Source organism: Endozoicomonas sp. ALB115, assembly GCF_049310245.1.
GTDB lineage: Bacteria > Pseudomonadota > Gammaproteobacteria > Pseudomonadales > Endozoicomonadaceae > Endozoicomonas.
Genome location: NZ_JBLYZG010000002.1, coordinates 75,991 through 91,246, shown reverse-complemented (window position 1 = coordinate 91,246; position 15,256 = coordinate 75,991). Strand labels below are relative to the sequence as shown.

The following is a 15,256-nucleotide window of genomic DNA, read 5'->3' as shown; positions in this document are numbered from 1 at the left end:
TCAGGGATACAGGTTCAGCTCTGCTCTTAACTTGTCTATAAAGGATAGACTGAGCTCTGTTTCAGTCTTTACCGGTGCTGAAATATGTGCTGCCTCGTTATTCTGAGGTGGCACACTCTTCTCGAATAAACCCGTCAGATTTAGAGTTTCTGACTGACTAAGTTGGGCAATATGGCAGGCATTACTCACTAAAACCTGAGTATTTAGAAACCATGCCAGATATTGGCCAGTAGTCGTGCATTTATACTCCATATGGCCTGATACCTGTTCACTCAGATCAATATTGATAGAGTTACTTCTATCCTCTGCCAGCTGCTGCAAGCCGCAGGGCCGGTCTCCAAAAAGGGTACCCAGTCGATACAGCCAGTTCAGTACCTGATCTTTATTGCTATAGCAATTCACCAGAGTAAGCGATGGCAATTTCTCCCATACTTGCTGCCAGTCCCCATGTTCAGAAGAAACGGCTCCACCCAACAAATAGCTGGCTTGCACACAACCTGTATTGGTTAAATTAAGCAGCGTGTTATAAATCACTCTGGCACCCAGTGAGTGCCCTAATAGAATGGCATCTTTACCAGTGAAGCTCGCATCAAGATACTCCGCCAATTGCTCACCTGCCTGTTGTGCATTTTCCATTGACTGCTTCCAGTGCCCTGCCACTTTATCAGCAGCGATAGCCCCAACAGACATAAGAGAGCTGACTATTTCCCCCTTAAATAAATTTCGAGCCGTTGTTGAGAGCACCTCTTTCCCCAGGCCAGTCAGACCATCTGCCAGCACCATTTCTTTTACGCTGCCAGCCTGCCACTGAACATGTACGACCTGGTTCTCGGGGTAGAGTTGTTTGGTAATACTCAGCCAGTCAGTGACATCTTTTTCAGAAGCAGACAAAAAACCATTGATGACCAGGATTACTGGATCACAGCCCTGGCGCACAGTAGTAAAACGAAGATTTTTAAAATAAGCTTGGGAAGGCATTAGGAGCAATGTTCTGAGGTTACTGCTATGAAGCGAGTGATTTTGACATGGAAGACTTCTGGTTGATATTCCGTCTGAATACCTATTTTGTCAGTGTTTCTTGCAGGAAGGGTTGCCATTTGGGTGGTTTCAATCAATAGGTGAACCTCCCATTTTTGCAACAAGTGGTACCCTTGTTCTGTGGATTGGCCATTGATGTGAACTCCATATGATAGGAAAAACCAGATCAGAAAAACTAATTCGTTCAGTTTGCTCTGGCTATAACGGCGAATATACTGGCGCTTACATTTTAATGGAGTAATCAATGAGAGATATTTTTGAACTGGAAAGAAGCACAGAGATAGATGCAAACCATTCATACATTGTCTCCTATTCACACCTTGTCCGTTTTACATCTGGAATACAATTCTTCACAGCCACTGAGCTGGTTGCCCTGAGTCATATGGTGTATGGCTGGATGCCAACCATTCTCAGCCTTCATATTTCTGAAGAGACAGGTGCTCTTGAAGGCACAGCTCTCATTTTGCAAAAAGCAAAACAGGAAGGCAGTCTCAGCTATGACGACCTGTCGCAGCTGAAAGCCCTGGTGAACAATTCGATGGTTGGCGCATCAAAACTGCTGCACTTTGTTGCTCCAGAGCATTTCCCAATCTGGGATTCAAAGGTGTATCGCTTTTGCCATAAGCAGGAGCCTCATCAGTACAGAGTTAACAGTATTGATGAATATCTGACTTATCTGGATCAGCTGAAAAAACTGAGCGAAGATGAACGCTTCCCGGAGTTCCACAACAGCGTAATTGGGAAGCTGGGCTATGAGGTGACGCCGATGCGAGCCATTGAGCTGGTAATGTTTCTGAACGCTGAAAATGATTTGATGAAGTGAGGCAAAAATTCAGAGGGCAAAATATATAAATGCCCTCTTTCTGGATCAATAAAGCTTTATTAACCAAACAGTCTCCTTCATTATGAGTACTACTGAAAAACCTGACGTCGTATTATACGGTTTAAGCCCCTCAATATGCGAGCTATTTTGGTGACATGAACCGTACTATTCTTCCGTATTCTCTTATCGGTTGCCTCTTTGTTAGAATGAACTGATTTAGGCAACTACAAAAGGCGATAAATGATAGCGATTGAAATGTGTGCTGGAGCAGGAGGTCAGGCGCTAGGGTTACATGAAGCAGGCTTTCAACATGCAGCGCTTATTGAAATCGACCGTCATGCATGTGAAACCTTACGGCTTAATAATGAACAGCTTGGTCTCGGATGGGGCGATGTCATTGAGGGTGATCTCAAGGAGTTCGCTAAGTTATCGGCTGGTTTTGCTGGTCGGGTCGACCTTGTGGCCGGTGGTGTTCCCTGCCCCCCTTTTAGTAAAGCGGGTCAGCAGTTAGGGCATGAAGATGAGCGTGACCTATTTCCTACCGCACTGCAAGTCGTTAAAAAGGTAAAGCCCAGAGCTGTAATGCTTGAAAATGTCCCGGGACTGTTTGAGGAAAAATTCCGCTGGTATCGAGACAAAATATCCGCCGAGCTTACCGCCATGGGGTACAAGAGCGAGTGGAAACTGCACCAAGCTAGTGATTATGGCGTACCGCAGCTTAGGCCCAGAGTTATTCTGGTTGCTATGCATCAAGACAATTTCCAGCATTTCACTTGGCCGGAGCCTGTTTCAAATATTGTCACTGTTGGTGATGCACTGTATGACCTGATATCTGAAGGCGGTTGGGAAGGAGCAGAAGAATGGCGAGAGAGAGCTAATAGGATTGCTCCAACTCTGGTTGGTGGTTCCAAGAAGCATGGCGGGCCTGACCTCGGGCCGACTCGGGCCAAACGTCAGTGGCGTGAGCTGGGGGTTAATGCCCATCGACTGGCCAATGATGATGAGATTCCGGGAAAAGGTTTCAAGGGAGCCATGAAGCGTGACGGTTCAATTCAAGAAGGCTGTGAAAATATGCCCCTCCTGAATGTCAGAATGACCGCAAGAATTCAAGGTTTTCCTGATGATTGGAGCTTCTACGGCAGCAAAACCCACGCTTATCGTCAAGTAGGAAACGCCTTTCCTCCCCCTGTTGCCAAGGCAATTGGAACGCAGATTATCAAAGCATTACGTGCTGAGCCGAAGGAATGTGCTGCATGAGTATACTATCCGAAGAAAGAACTGGTTTTCACCGCTACCTCATTGAAAAAGAAATTCTTACTCACGCCCCTTTTTCCAAGTTTGATGCCGACTATATTTGCAGCAATGCAGACAACGGTCAGAAGCATAGCGTGTTAGTGGCAAATCTGTTGGCTGCCAAGATTTCAAAGAAAGCAGGCGTGACACTGGTAGAGCGCAAGAAGAAAGACGGCCAAACACTCGGTAATGAGTTCGAAGAAGCTTGTGCTTTATATCTGCAAAATACCTTTCTGAAGCTGGGCAACCTTAGGCCGGGGAGCTGGGAAGTTCAGAAGATCAATAGTAGGAAGCAATCAGTTCTCGGAAGGTATGAGCAATATACTCACCTTGCAGAGCTGGGCCGCTTGGCTTCTGAGTATTCAGAGCTGCGTAATTTTTTGGGTGATGGTTACACTGTTGCTCCTGACGTGATTATCGCTCGAATTCCAGAAGATGACGAAGTAATAAATGATGATATTGAGATTGTTGGCGATGACTCCTGTCATCAAGCAATGCTCAGAGCTTCAAACCATAAGAACGACATTGCGCATATTCTTCATGCAAGCGTATCTTGCAAGTTCACCATGCGTTCTGACAGGTCTCAGAATACCAGAACTGAAGCTTTGAGCCTTATCAGGGCAAGAAAAGGGCGTTCCCCTCACATTGTATCCCTGACCTCTGAGCCTACAGCCAGCAGGATTGCTTCCCTTGCTCTTGGTACTGGTGATCTGGACTGTGTTTATCACTTTGCCCTATATGAGTTGCGTGAGGCTCTGGTTGAGCTTGATGCTGACGATGCCCTTGACCTGCTGGACTCTATGGTTGATGGAAAAAGGTTGAAAGATATCAGCGATCTACCACTTGATCTGGTTGTTTAACAGTAACTGTTTGCTGAAACCATATTGACCCTTGATTCCCAAGGGCTGCAAGAACATGGACTTTGGTTCAATATGGCTACAGCCCTTGGTAATTGGGAATACTGGATGGGATTACCAAACAGTTACGTTTAACAAGAAAGTAGAAAATTATGATTACTATTTTTGGCATAACCAACTGCGACACCATAAAGAAAGCACGCCGCTGGCTGGAAGGTGCTGGTATTGAATATCACTTTCATGACTACAGGAAAGATGGCCTGTTGAAAGACATGATCGAACAGTGGGCCAATGAACTGGGCTGGGAGGCCCTGTTAAACCGCCGGGGAACCACCTGGCGGCAGCTTCCGGAAGAAGAAAAAGCCGCCATTAATGCAGAGCGGGCAATCACCCTGATGCTGGAGCAACCCGCCATGATCAAGCGCCCGTTACTGGATACGGGCAGCCAGAAGTTGCTGGGCTTTTCCGAAGAACAATACCGCAACTTGCTGGCATAACAGACGTTCTGATTAATTGAAGGAATGAAAATGAGCAAACCGCATTTCAGTCTGGCCATTGGTGTCGGCAGCAAAAACCGGAACGACCAGTGGCTGGAAGTATTTTACCCAAAACCTATTCTCAATCCAGCACCTGAGCTGCTGGAGAGTATTGCCAAACTGGTTGGTTACCAGGGTGGCAATACGTTTATTGAGCTTGACAGCAAAACCCTGCACGCACTGGAAGACCTGTTTGTCGATATCGAACAAACTGAATTGGCTGCCATCACCCGAAGCCTGGAAGAAAGTGTACAACCCCGTGTGATCACTATTCTGGCAACCGATGAAGCACCCACCAGCACCCCCGAGGCTTATCTCAAGCTGCACCTGCTGTCACATCGTCTGGTCAAGCCACACGGCACCAACCTTCAGGGCATTTTCCCACTGCTGCCAAATGTTGCCTGGACCAGTGAAGGCGCAATCGACCTGGAAGAACTGCCAGCCCGTCAGCTGGCGGCCCGGGCAGAAGGCCGGGTTCTGAGTGTCAACTCCGTGGATAAATTCCCGAAAATGACCGACTACGTTGTCCCTGCCGGTGTCCGCATTGCCCATACGGCCCGGGTTCGCCTGGGTGCTTATGTGGGTGAAGGCACCACCGTAATGCATGAAGGCTTTATCAACTTCAACGCCGGCACCGAAGGCAAGAGCATGATTGAAGGTCGTGTTTCTGCCGGTGTCATGGTGGGTGAGGGCTCTGATCTTGGTGGTGGCTGCAGCACCATGGGTACCCTGTCCGGCGGCAATGACATTGTGATCTGTGTCGGTGAAAACTGCCTGATCGGTGCCAATGCCGGCCTGGGCATTCCGCTGGGTGACCGCTGCATTATCGAAGCCGGCCTTTACCTGACGGCTGCCAGTAAGGTTCAGGTTCTTGATGATCAGAAAAATGTCGTTGAAGTCGTGAAAGCAGGAGATCTCTCAGGCAAGTCCGATCTGCTGTTCCGCAGAAACTCCCTGACCGGAGCCCTGGAATGCCTCACCAACAAATCAGCCATTGAGCTGAATGATGAGCTGCACTCCCACAATTAAGCCCGCAATGACTGTGTATTGAAAAAAGCGCGCTGAAGAAAGGGTAGCGCATACTTATAGCCCCGGTGCATAATACTGGGGCTATTTATTAAGATCAGGTTTAAATAATAATAATGCGTCATACGATTTTTGATACGCCTATCGTTAACAGCTGTTTTCGCTTCTTATCCCACCTTGGTCTGAAGCTATTCGGCTGGAAGCTGGAAGGCCAACGCCCAAATGCCCGGAAGTACGTTATTATCGCGGCACCCCATACCAGTAACTGGGACTTTATTCTGATCATTGCCTGTGCCTTCTGCTTTCGCATTAATATCTACTGGATGGGGAAAAACTCTCTGTTCAAGGGGCCCTTTGGCGGCATCATGACCTGGCTTGGGGGAATTCCGGTTGACCGCAGCAAAGCCAATGGTCTGGTTCAGCAAATGGTCGACACCTTCCACAACTCCACAGACCTGGCCGTTGCCATTCCTCCTGAAGGCACACGCAACAAGGTTCGTCAATGGAAAAGTGGTTTTTACCACGTCGCTCACGGTGCTGAAGTCCCCATTGCGCTGAGCTTCCTGGATTATAAAAAGAAGGTTGGCGGTTTTGGCCCTATGTTCTTTACTACAGGGGACTATGCGTCAGACCTGAAAAAAATTCAGGAATTTTATCAACCTATGACGGGCAAGAACCCGGAAAAGTTTGCTTAGGCCATCTATTCGTAGCTGCATACTGAAACCAGACAGCATGTAGCTATCATCTTTAGATGTATAACTTTCCACAAAATTTATAGAACCATGGAACTATTTAATAGTAAGAGCATCTAACCCCTATAAAACCCATATAAAAAAACCGGATAACCACTTAATTAAATCATGACCATTCCAGCACTACCAAACTCGACTGCAACAAAACATGCAACCTCTGAAAAAAGTCTATTCGAGATAAAAAAAGAAGAAAAAAAATTTTTACCAACCACTGAACAACGGCATGTTAGAAAACGTATCGCTTCGTTCAACACTATAGAAAATACCCAAAGTACCAGTAAGTTTTCCGTAGAGGCGTTTTTAACTGACTTACCAGAAGCCCTTAAAGTCGAATTAAACACAATTCAAAGGTTTTGCACCCTCAATAACAATCTCACAGAGATACTTAATGGTCATGGAATTTTTTATAACCGACTAATCATCTTATTGAAAAAAATAGATCTTACTATGACTGAAAATGGCTTTTCTAATAAACAAAAAACAAAGGTAGAGAAAAAAATAAATCTGTTATTGACAGATGGTAAATTAAATTTACTCAGTGATATCGGAAGAGAAATTAATCATCTGGAAGAATATTATGACACCGGAAGCTGGCTGCCTGCCCCTGAAGACATAACCTTTTTTGATCAAGATGGTGAAAACTGTGCTGCACAGCATCGTTCAGGTGATTTCTGCCCTGAATGGATGAAAAAAACTGAAATAGACCCTGACATTCCAGCATCAAAAGCAATGCTGGGTTACTGGAACTTCCGACATTCATCCAAAAATACCAAAAGAACTAAACTGACCGACCTTATTGTCAGTAAGATGGATCCCGTACTTTTCCGTTTTATGTGCAAACTTCGAAAATTAAAAGCCGCCTTACACAATCCAGCTGTTGGTACCCCCTGCTCACCACCGGGTTTAACCAGATTTCATATTGATGCCATCGTTGCACGTTTTGAATATGCAGATAAAGTAGCCAACAAACAAGCAAAGACCAATCCTGCCTTCAAGCTTTATTTCTGGGATCATCAAGGCCCTTGCACTGAAGAGCAGGAAAGCATGCAGCCATCAGAAACCGGTGAAGCTGCCAGGCAAACGTTAAATCGAATTGTCGAAGACAGCCCTAATACCTCTACCTGCCATGTTGTTAAAGAAGAAGACAACAAGCCTATCCAGAAAACCACAGGCCGTTCATTAAGAAAACGCAGCTCTTATCCAAACTACCAGGAAATTGTTGGTGATGAGCAACTGGCCTCGCCCAAAAAGAGAAAGAAAACAAGCACATTTTCATCGTCCTCTACAGCCAATAAATTTACCAGAATGGATAAGGAAAACTTATTAAAAGAAACAGGCATCCCGGCATTTGAAAAAATTATCAAATCAGTACTTGAGGAGAGAGAGAAAGAATTAATTCCGGATCCAACGTCTGCCCCTCTTGAAGAGAGTGTTGAAGCCAGCTATCACAGAGATCGTGCAGAAGTAATAGCTGCTCAGGATGAACTCAGCCGACTATATGACGCGTGCCGACAACACTTTGGAATAAACAAATCACTCTACAGGTTGGACACAAGTATAAAATCAGAATCAATCAAACCTGTAATAGTTAGAACTAATAATCCTCGTGTTGAAGTGGATATCCCGGAGCCCAATAAACCACCATATACAGATAAACCACCCACCCAAATGAGCGCTGCTGAAAGAACGCCCAATTTTTCTGAAGCTCAAAATGCCTTCATTAACATGATAGAAAAATCCAAAGAACTATCATTGAAACCTATAATAGAGCCTGAAAGACTCCGAGGTCATCCTGAAGACTTTGAATATGCCCCTAACTGGCAACCCTTATCCACAGTTTTGACATTTCCTATGCCTTTTTTGACAAAGCTCTTGGCAATAGAAGGTGATACAAACCCGGAAGCTACCATAAAATTAAAAGAGAAAGTACCGGAATTATTTGATGACATTAAAACGATCATACGTTTTTACCGGCATAATTCACATGTCTGGTGTCCGGATGTTGCCAGAGAAACGCTCAATCCGGTCATACAAAAAGTCCGGAAAGTTCAACACTGTTTCCCACAAATCATCAATGCTTTTGAAAACAGACAGCAAGATCTGCTTAAATCAAGCCATCGCACAACAGAAGACATCAACAGCGATGAAAATCAACTGAAAATGATTCAGGAAGCACTGGCAAAAACAGCTATAGTGCTGTCTGCATTTGAAGACTTCAGCGCACATTTAAAAACTGAAAAACAGCAAGAACTCTACCAACGTCTTTTAGAAACCTTAAAGGAATGGAGTGCCTGTATAAAAAATACCCCTGAGAGCCTGCTGCCAGCAGTTCGTGAACGGGGCAGTTAACAGAGTCGTCCCTGCCTGCCTCCCACACCGCGCAAGAAATGAAGGTGTGAGTCAGCGCTCTTCTGCACTGGTAACAACACCTTTCATCATTATTACAGCGGCGTATTTTTGCAAATTTTATCAAATCAGAGGACACTGTTGACATATAAACCAAGAATTATAAGTAGCAGGAAGTATCAATGGCAGAGTCTAACCAGAAGATCGCCCTCTTTATTGATGCGGATAATGCCCCCGCCAGAAAAATTGAGAAGATCCTCTCTGAAATGGCCAAGTATGGTGTCGTCAGTATCCGAAGAGCCTACGGCAACTGGAAGAGTCACACCATCAAAGGATGGGAGGAACAACTTCACGAATACGCGATCCAGCCAATCCAGCAGTTTGATTTAACCAAAGGCAAGAACGCCACCGATATGGCCATGACCATCGATGCTATGGATACGCTCTACACCAGGAACATGGACGCCTTTTGCATTGTCTCTTCTGACAGTGACTTTACACCACTGATCATGCGACTGCTCTCAGCAGGTAAAGTGGTGTACGGCTTTGGTGAACGAAAAGCCCCATCCCCTTTCGTGAATGCCTGCTCCCGCTTTCTCTACCTGGATGAGCCCGGTGATGATCCGGAAAAAGTCGCTGCAAACGATAAGAAAAGCGGCCATGAATTGAAAGCCGATACCAAACTGATGAACCTGATCCGCAATGCCATCGATACAGAGCAGGACGATGATGGCTGGGCCTACCTTGGAAGAATCGGTGCGGTCATCGCTAACCAGGCTTCCTTTGACCCACGAAATTACGGTTATAAAAAACTGGGCGATCTGATCAGGGCTGTAGACCTGTTTGAAACTCAGGTTATGGACAATAATCAGATGAGTGTCCGTGATAAGCGACGTGGTAACCATATCCACAATGGTGGTCATTAAGCGTGATGTGCAGCCTGAGAGGCTGCTCATCAGCACCGGCCAAGGCACCCTGGTTACCCAAAGGGGACGCTTTGCTATCCATCATCAAAGGGGCTTCGGCAGGGGTTTAGCATAAAAGTGTTTTATGGATTTCCCCTTCACAAATTGTTTCTCCAGGATACCTTCAAACTCAAATCCCAAACCGGTGAGTATCTTGACTGAACCCGTATTTTCTGGGGAGACTGTCGCCGTCAGCCACTCCAGAGGCAGAGATTTCCGGGTATTATCTGGCAACGCACAGGTGACTTTAAAGCCCTGCTTTTGATATTCCGGAGCAACACCATTCACCATTGCTGCAGCCGCTTGTTTACCGTAGCCTCTTTTCCAGTGTTGGTTATCAATCATAAAAGTCATCTCAGAGGATCCAGCTACTGTGTTGCCGACATATGCCTTATTGTTCTCTCCTGATTTGAAGCAGATGTGCCCTATAAATCGCTCAGGATCCTGCACCCCACTGACATCACGCTTAAAAATCGAAAACCCACTGAAAGGATTACCCTTTTTCCAATCATCACTCCATCTCTGCACTAGCCTTTCAGAGATGCTGTCTTCCCAAGGTTTGCCAGCACCGTAGTTTTTCATATTCTCAGCACATCTATGAAGCCGAATTGAATCATTAAGATCTGAAATCTCAACAGAACGAAGATGCAAATCATCGGTATAAATGTGGACAATCAGGCCCTGTTTCTCCTTTCCCGGGTCATCGTAAGAAGCCGGGTCAATACTGAGCTCAATAGAGCCACGGTAAGGATTGCCTGATGGGAATGAAATACTGCTGTTCATAATTTAATTTCTCCATATAATTAAGCATTTAGTGATCCATCACCTTTTAGACTTAAAATAGATAGCATAGTTCCCCGGCATAGCCTGACGACCTGAGCTCAGGGAGAGTAAGGGCATATTTATACAGAAGCAGAAGTACTTTGCGGGTTGGTCACTTTACGTCTTCGTGGCCTGGGGTGGTTTTCAGCAAATACACGCCCTGACCCCGTTCCCCCGGACTTTCTCCTTTCATTACTCTGACCTGCCTGCTGCTTAGGTGTCTTACCGTTTCCGCCACTCTCCTGTCCGGGCCTGTGAGAAGTCCTGGACTTTTTAGGCTTTTTAGGTTTCGGTGGCTTACCGGACAACTGAGTCACCGGCACCTCATTAACCGGCTCAAACCCGGAGATCATCTCCCTGGGTAACTGCTGATTGATCAACCGTTCAATGTCCCGAAGCTGCTTGCTCTCATCTGCACAGACCAGCGAGACCGCATGACCATCCGCCCCCGCGCGCCCTGTTCGCCCGATACGATGCACATAATCCTCCGGCACATTGGGCAGGTCGAAGTTCACCACCTGTGGCAACTGGTCAATATCCAGCCCACGGGCAGCGATATCCGTTGCCACCAGGGCCGTAATGTCATTATTTTTGAAATCAGCAAGGGCCCTGGTACGGGCTCCCTGGCTCTTATTGCCATGAATCGCCGCCGCCAGAATGCCTTTACCTTCCAGATGACGGGTTAAGCGGTTGGCACCGTGCTTGGTCCGGGTAAAAACCAGCACCTGTTGCCAGTTATGCTCTTTAATCAACCGGGTCAGCAGTGCCGGTTTTTTACTTTTATCCACCGGATACACACACTGCCTGACCGTTCTGGCCGTAGTATTGCGGGGAGAAACGTCAATCTCTACCGGATGGTGAACAATGGTTTTTGCCAGCTGTCGTATGTCATCGGAAAACGTTGCCGAAAACATCAGGTTCTGTCTTTGCTGGGGCAACAGCGCCAGAATACGACGAATATCGTGAATAAACCCCATATCCAGCATCCGGTCTGCTTCATCCAGAACCAGCACTTCCAGGTGTTTGAACTTCACCGCATTCTGGTTGTAAAGATCCAGAAGTCGCCCGGGTGTGGCCACAAGGATATCTGCACCACGTCTCAGATTCATCATTTGCGGGTTGATTTTGACCCCGCCAAAAACCACTGAAGAACGTATTGGCAAATGCCGACCGTAGGTGGCAACACTCTCTGCTACCTGAGCTGCCAGCTCACGGGTCGGCGTCAGAACCAGCGCACGAACCTGGTTGGGCCTTGCCCGCTCGCCGCGACTGAGCAGCTCCAGTATCGGCAGCGTAAAACCGGCTGTTTTACCGGTGCCTGTCTGAGCTGCCGCCATCACATCCTGTCCTGCCAGAACCGCCGGTATGGCTTCTGCCTGAATAGGAGAAGGCTGTTTATAGCCCTGTTCGGTAATGGCTTGCAGGATCGGCAGGGAAAGCCCGAGGTTGGCGAAGGTCATGGAATGTCTCATTAAGGGCCATACAACTAAAATGATTGATATTTCGTCAGTTTACCGCTGTTCTGTTACCACATGAATCATTCTGTGGATTACACGGGAACTTTTCGTAGAAGAGGAAGCTGAGAATAGAGAACTTTTTTCTGTATTCAGAGTCTGATTGATAAGGATACAAGTTATTCAGGCTAATTTCATGCAACCAGCAAGACCATTAGATACATCTATGCCAATGCTCCAGCCTCAGGGGGCGGCAGCCAATGAACAGATGGATAATTCAGAACAGATATTGTGTCAGCATCAAGTTTTTGGACGAACGGTTTCAATGTCAAAATATACAGCTGTCTCTCTGTCTGCAGGTCTACCTGCATGCCTGTCTTTTGTTGTGCCGGGTTTGATCATTCACCCAAGCTTCGCTGTTTTTTGTTTCACTTTGGGCGTAGGTTGTCTTGTTGGTATTCCTGTTGGTAAGGGTGCCGCGGAGGTGTATCGTTGTCTTCAGCGTCGGCACATAGCAACCGAGCCCCCATCAATACAGTTATCCCGGGTTATCACCCATGCCCCTGAACCGACAGAAACACCCGGTGAAGTAGAACCAGACAATTACCCGGCGACGTTTCGACACAACCCGGGACCGCCACCAGTATACACTCCTATAGAAATAGAATCGCCACCACCTTACAGTCCTTAGACTGATGACTTCCTGATCATTAGCACTCAGGATAAACTTCGAGATTTGGGCTTACGCGATATTGATGGACAATAATATTGCTTGCGTAAAAATGATGTCGGTATTCAGGTTCTTTATGGTTGGCAAAAAAAAGCCATTCATCAGTTTTGTACTCATTGACGAATAGCCCTATTTTTTTTCCTATGCTTTCAACACACAATGGTTCCCTACTGCCCGTGTTGCAGCAATTCCTGATAGTGAAATTCTCCATGATAAAGGAAAACTGTTCCTGGTATTACACTTTTATGCCTTGCAGTCTTTCTCTTATTCTCCCGTCCAGAAGGTCTTCTGGTTTGACGACTGGCTCGCCACTGCTTTCAGCGGTGTCTGGAACTTCTTGCCGAAAACAAGCAACTTTTTTTCAGCCTGAGCCATTTTCCGGTTTGCAATGTCTGATGGCGTTTCTGAAGGTTGATCGGCCTCTGGAATCAACGATGAAACCTCTGAGCATTTTGTTTGCAGTATAGAAAAAAACAGCTAGTTTTTAGTTGCTGTAACCAAACGAGAGAGACGAGGATGATCAACTTCCACCCATGAATTATCTAAAGGGCTTTGCCGGAGAGTTTATAGGTACATTTATCCTCGTCTTGTTTGGCTGCGGCTCAGTGGCCGTGACGGTGCTATTTTCTGCCCATGCAGGACTCTTTCAGGTGGCCATGGTCTGGGGACTGGCAGTCACCCTGGCGATATACGCTACCCGTCGTCTCTCCTGTGCTCACCTTAATCCGGCTGTAAGCATTGCCATGGTGGTCAGTCGCCGGATGTCCATGACATTACTGCCCTGCTATCTGGTTGCCCAGTTTGCCGGTGCATTTGTGGCAGCCGCCCTGCTGTACCTGCTCTTCTCCAGCTCAATCATGCAGTATGAACTGACCCATGGCATTGTTCGTGGCACTGAGTCATCCATAGCCAGTGCCATGATGTTTGGCGAGTATTATCCCAACCCCATGGCCGGGCAGGTTGCCTCCGTGTCCACTGTCAATGCATTTTTTGCCGAATGTACCGGCACCTTTGCCCTGGTCTTTATGATTCTCGTCCTGACCGAAGGCTGCAACACCGGACGACCGGACCAGGCCCTTGCCCCCCTGTTTATCGGTTTAACCGTCACCGCCATTATCTCGATTATTGCGCCACTGACCCAGGCAGGACTCAACCCGGCCAGAGATTTATCACCCCGACTGCTAGCCTCTCTATGCGGCTGGGAGCGCGCGGCGTTTCCCGATAAGCATTATGGTTTTTTGACCGTATATGTTGTGGGGCCGATTACCGGGGGAGTTATAGCCGCTTTATGTTTTATGGGTATTGTTGAGCCGCTGATGAAAAACACGACAGCGGAAGAACCTGACAAAATTGACAGAACAACAACCCCGGACAAAACAATCCCGGACAAATAGCACCCCTGATTCATGTACATTAACCAAGGCGAGAACAATGCATAACCTCTCCAGTAATCATCAGGTCCTGAAGGAGTACTACGGCCGTGTTCTTGGCGGCACCACGGATCTTAAAACCAATGCCTGCTGTTCCGATCCCGGCACCATGCCAGCCCGTGTCCGGGATATCCTGAAGCAGATCGACCCGGCCATTACGGACCGTTTTTATGGCTGCGGATCGCCGATCCCATCGGCCCTGGAAGGATGCCGGGTACTGGATCTTGGCTGCGGTACCGGCAGGGACAGTTATATTCTCGCCAGCCTGGTAGGAGAACAGGGCCAGGTTATCGGTATCGATATGACCGACGAGCAATTAATGGTGGCCACCGGGCATATTCCCTCAATGATGGAGAAGTTTGGCTTTCAGCAACCGAATATCGACTTCAGGCAGGGTTATATTGAAGATCTGCAAACCCCAGGAATAGAAGACAATTCCATGGATGTGGTGATTTCCAACTGCGTGATAAACCTTTCGCCCCACAAGGAAGAGGTGTTCAGGGAGATTTTCCGGGTACTGAAACCCGGTGGCGAACTGCTTTTCAGTGATGTATTTGCCGGTCAGCGAATACCGGCCTCGTTAAAAGATGACCCGGTGCTGATGGGGGAATGCCTTAGTGGTGCTCTTTATATTGAAGACTTTCGTCGTCTGTTAACCGGGCTGGGTTACCCAGACTACCGGTTGCTTTCTGCCAGCCCGATCACCATTGCCAACCAGCAAATCGAGGAGAAAATTGGCAATATCGATTTTCAATCCCTGACCGTTCGGGTGTTCAAACTGGATAACCTTGAAGATATCTGTGAAGACTATGGTCAGGTGGCCATTTACAACGGCACCCTGCCGGAACACCCTCACTTTTTCCAACTGGACGACCATCATCGCTTTATCAATGGCAAACCGATGCTGATCTGCGGCAATACCGCAGCCATGGTGCAGGATACCCGCTATGGCAGCCACTTTACCGTACATGGCAATCGAAAGACCCATTATGGCCCTTTCAACTGTCTCCCGGCAGCCATTGATAATGGGACTGATTGCACAACTGGCGGTTGCTGTTGAAGCCCTATCCACTGATCCATGAACCTGATAGATTACCGGGCCAGTGAGTTACAGCGCTTTCTTTCCGCTATTAGTAATATTGTTAACCGGTTGCCAAATGCCCATAAAACCATCCAGCGGTTTC

The 15,256-nt window shown here is 47.2% G+C and carries 13 protein-coding genes; 10 read left to right on the top strand and 3 right to left on the bottom strand.

Going from position 1 to position 15,256, the window contains the following annotated elements; all coding sequences use genetic code 11:
• On the bottom strand, nt 1-978 hold the full coding sequence (locus tag ACO6VE_RS01480; protein ID WP_422459349.1) for a DUF726 domain-containing protein: 978 nt from the start codon (nt 976-978) through the stop codon (nt 1-3).
• A 304-nt stretch (nt 979-1,282) separates the two neighbouring features.
• On the opposite strand from ACO6VE_RS01480, the gene ACO6VE_RS01475 reads away from it, so the two are divergent.
• From ACO6VE_RS01475 to ACO6VE_RS01440, 8 genes are all read left to right on the top strand, one after another.
• Entirely contained in the window at nt 1,283-1,861 is a 579-nt protein-coding gene (locus tag ACO6VE_RS01475) for a hypothetical protein (RefSeq protein ID WP_422459347.1), read from the top strand.
• 240 nt (nt 1,862-2,101) lie between these two features.
• The gene (locus ACO6VE_RS01470; RefSeq protein WP_422459345.1) at nt 2,102-3,118 is read left to right on the top strand and encodes a DNA cytosine methyltransferase; all 1,017 of its coding nucleotides are present in this window, start codon (nt 2,102-2,104) and stop codon (nt 3,116-3,118) included.
• Nucleotides 3,115-4,014 (top strand): NgoMIV family type II restriction endonuclease, encoded by a 900-nt coding sequence (locus tag ACO6VE_RS01465; RefSeq protein WP_422459343.1) that lies wholly within the window; start codon nt 3,115-3,117, stop codon nt 4,012-4,014. Before ACO6VE_RS01470 ends, ACO6VE_RS01465 begins: the two co-directional genes overlap by 4 nt.
• Before the next feature lie 149 nt (nt 4,015-4,163).
• Nucleotides 4,164-4,508, top strand: a complete 345-nt coding sequence (locus ACO6VE_RS01460; protein ID WP_422459341.1) for an ArsC family reductase — start codon at nt 4,164-4,166, stop codon at nt 4,506-4,508.
• A 30-nt stretch (nt 4,509-4,538) separates the two neighbouring features.
• Nucleotides 4,539-5,576, top strand: a complete 1,038-nt coding sequence (dapD, locus tag ACO6VE_RS01455) for a 2,3,4,5-tetrahydropyridine-2,6-dicarboxylate N-succinyltransferase (protein WP_422449257.1) — start codon at nt 4,539-4,541, stop codon at nt 5,574-5,576.
• A 113-nt stretch (nt 5,577-5,689) separates the two neighbouring features.
• On the top strand, nt 5,690-6,268 hold the full coding sequence (locus tag ACO6VE_RS01450; RefSeq protein WP_209203321.1) for a lysophospholipid acyltransferase family protein: 579 nt from the start codon (nt 5,690-5,692) through the stop codon (nt 6,266-6,268).
• A 165-nt stretch (nt 6,269-6,433) separates the two neighbouring features.
• A complete protein-coding gene (locus tag ACO6VE_RS01445; protein WP_422449259.1) occupies nt 6,434-8,674 on the top strand; it encodes a hypothetical protein in 2,241 nt (746 codons plus the stop codon).
• A gap of 179 nt (nt 8,675-8,853) precedes the next feature.
• Complete coding sequence (locus tag ACO6VE_RS01440) at nt 8,854-9,597, top strand: NYN domain-containing protein (protein WP_422449261.1); 744 nt, start codon at nt 8,854-8,856, stop codon at nt 9,595-9,597.
• An 84-nt stretch (nt 9,598-9,681) separates the two neighbouring features.
• On the opposite strand, the gene ACO6VE_RS01435 is transcribed toward ACO6VE_RS01440, so the two are convergent.
• Both ACO6VE_RS01435 and ACO6VE_RS01430 read right to left on the bottom strand, forming a co-directional pair.
• Nucleotides 9,682-10,419, bottom strand: coding sequence for a GNAT family N-acetyltransferase (locus tag ACO6VE_RS01435; RefSeq protein WP_422449263.1), 738 nt, complete (start codon nt 10,417-10,419; stop codon nt 9,682-9,684).
• A 119-nt stretch (nt 10,420-10,538) separates the two neighbouring features.
• Nucleotides 10,539-11,918, bottom strand: coding sequence for a DEAD/DEAH box helicase (locus ACO6VE_RS01430; protein WP_422449265.1), 1,380 nt, complete (start codon nt 11,916-11,918; stop codon nt 10,539-10,541).
• 1,257 nt (nt 11,919-13,175) lie between these two features.
• Between ACO6VE_RS01430 and ACO6VE_RS01425 the strand changes: the two genes are divergently transcribed.
• Entirely contained in the window at nt 13,176-14,036 is an 861-nt protein-coding gene (locus ACO6VE_RS01425) for an MIP/aquaporin family protein (RefSeq protein WP_422459339.1), read from the top strand.
• A gap of 37 nt (nt 14,037-14,073) precedes the next feature.
• A complete protein-coding gene (locus ACO6VE_RS01420; protein WP_422459337.1) occupies nt 14,074-15,132 on the top strand; it encodes a methyltransferase domain-containing protein in 1,059 nt (352 codons plus the stop codon).
• Nucleotides 15,133-15,256: the final 124 nt, after the last annotated feature.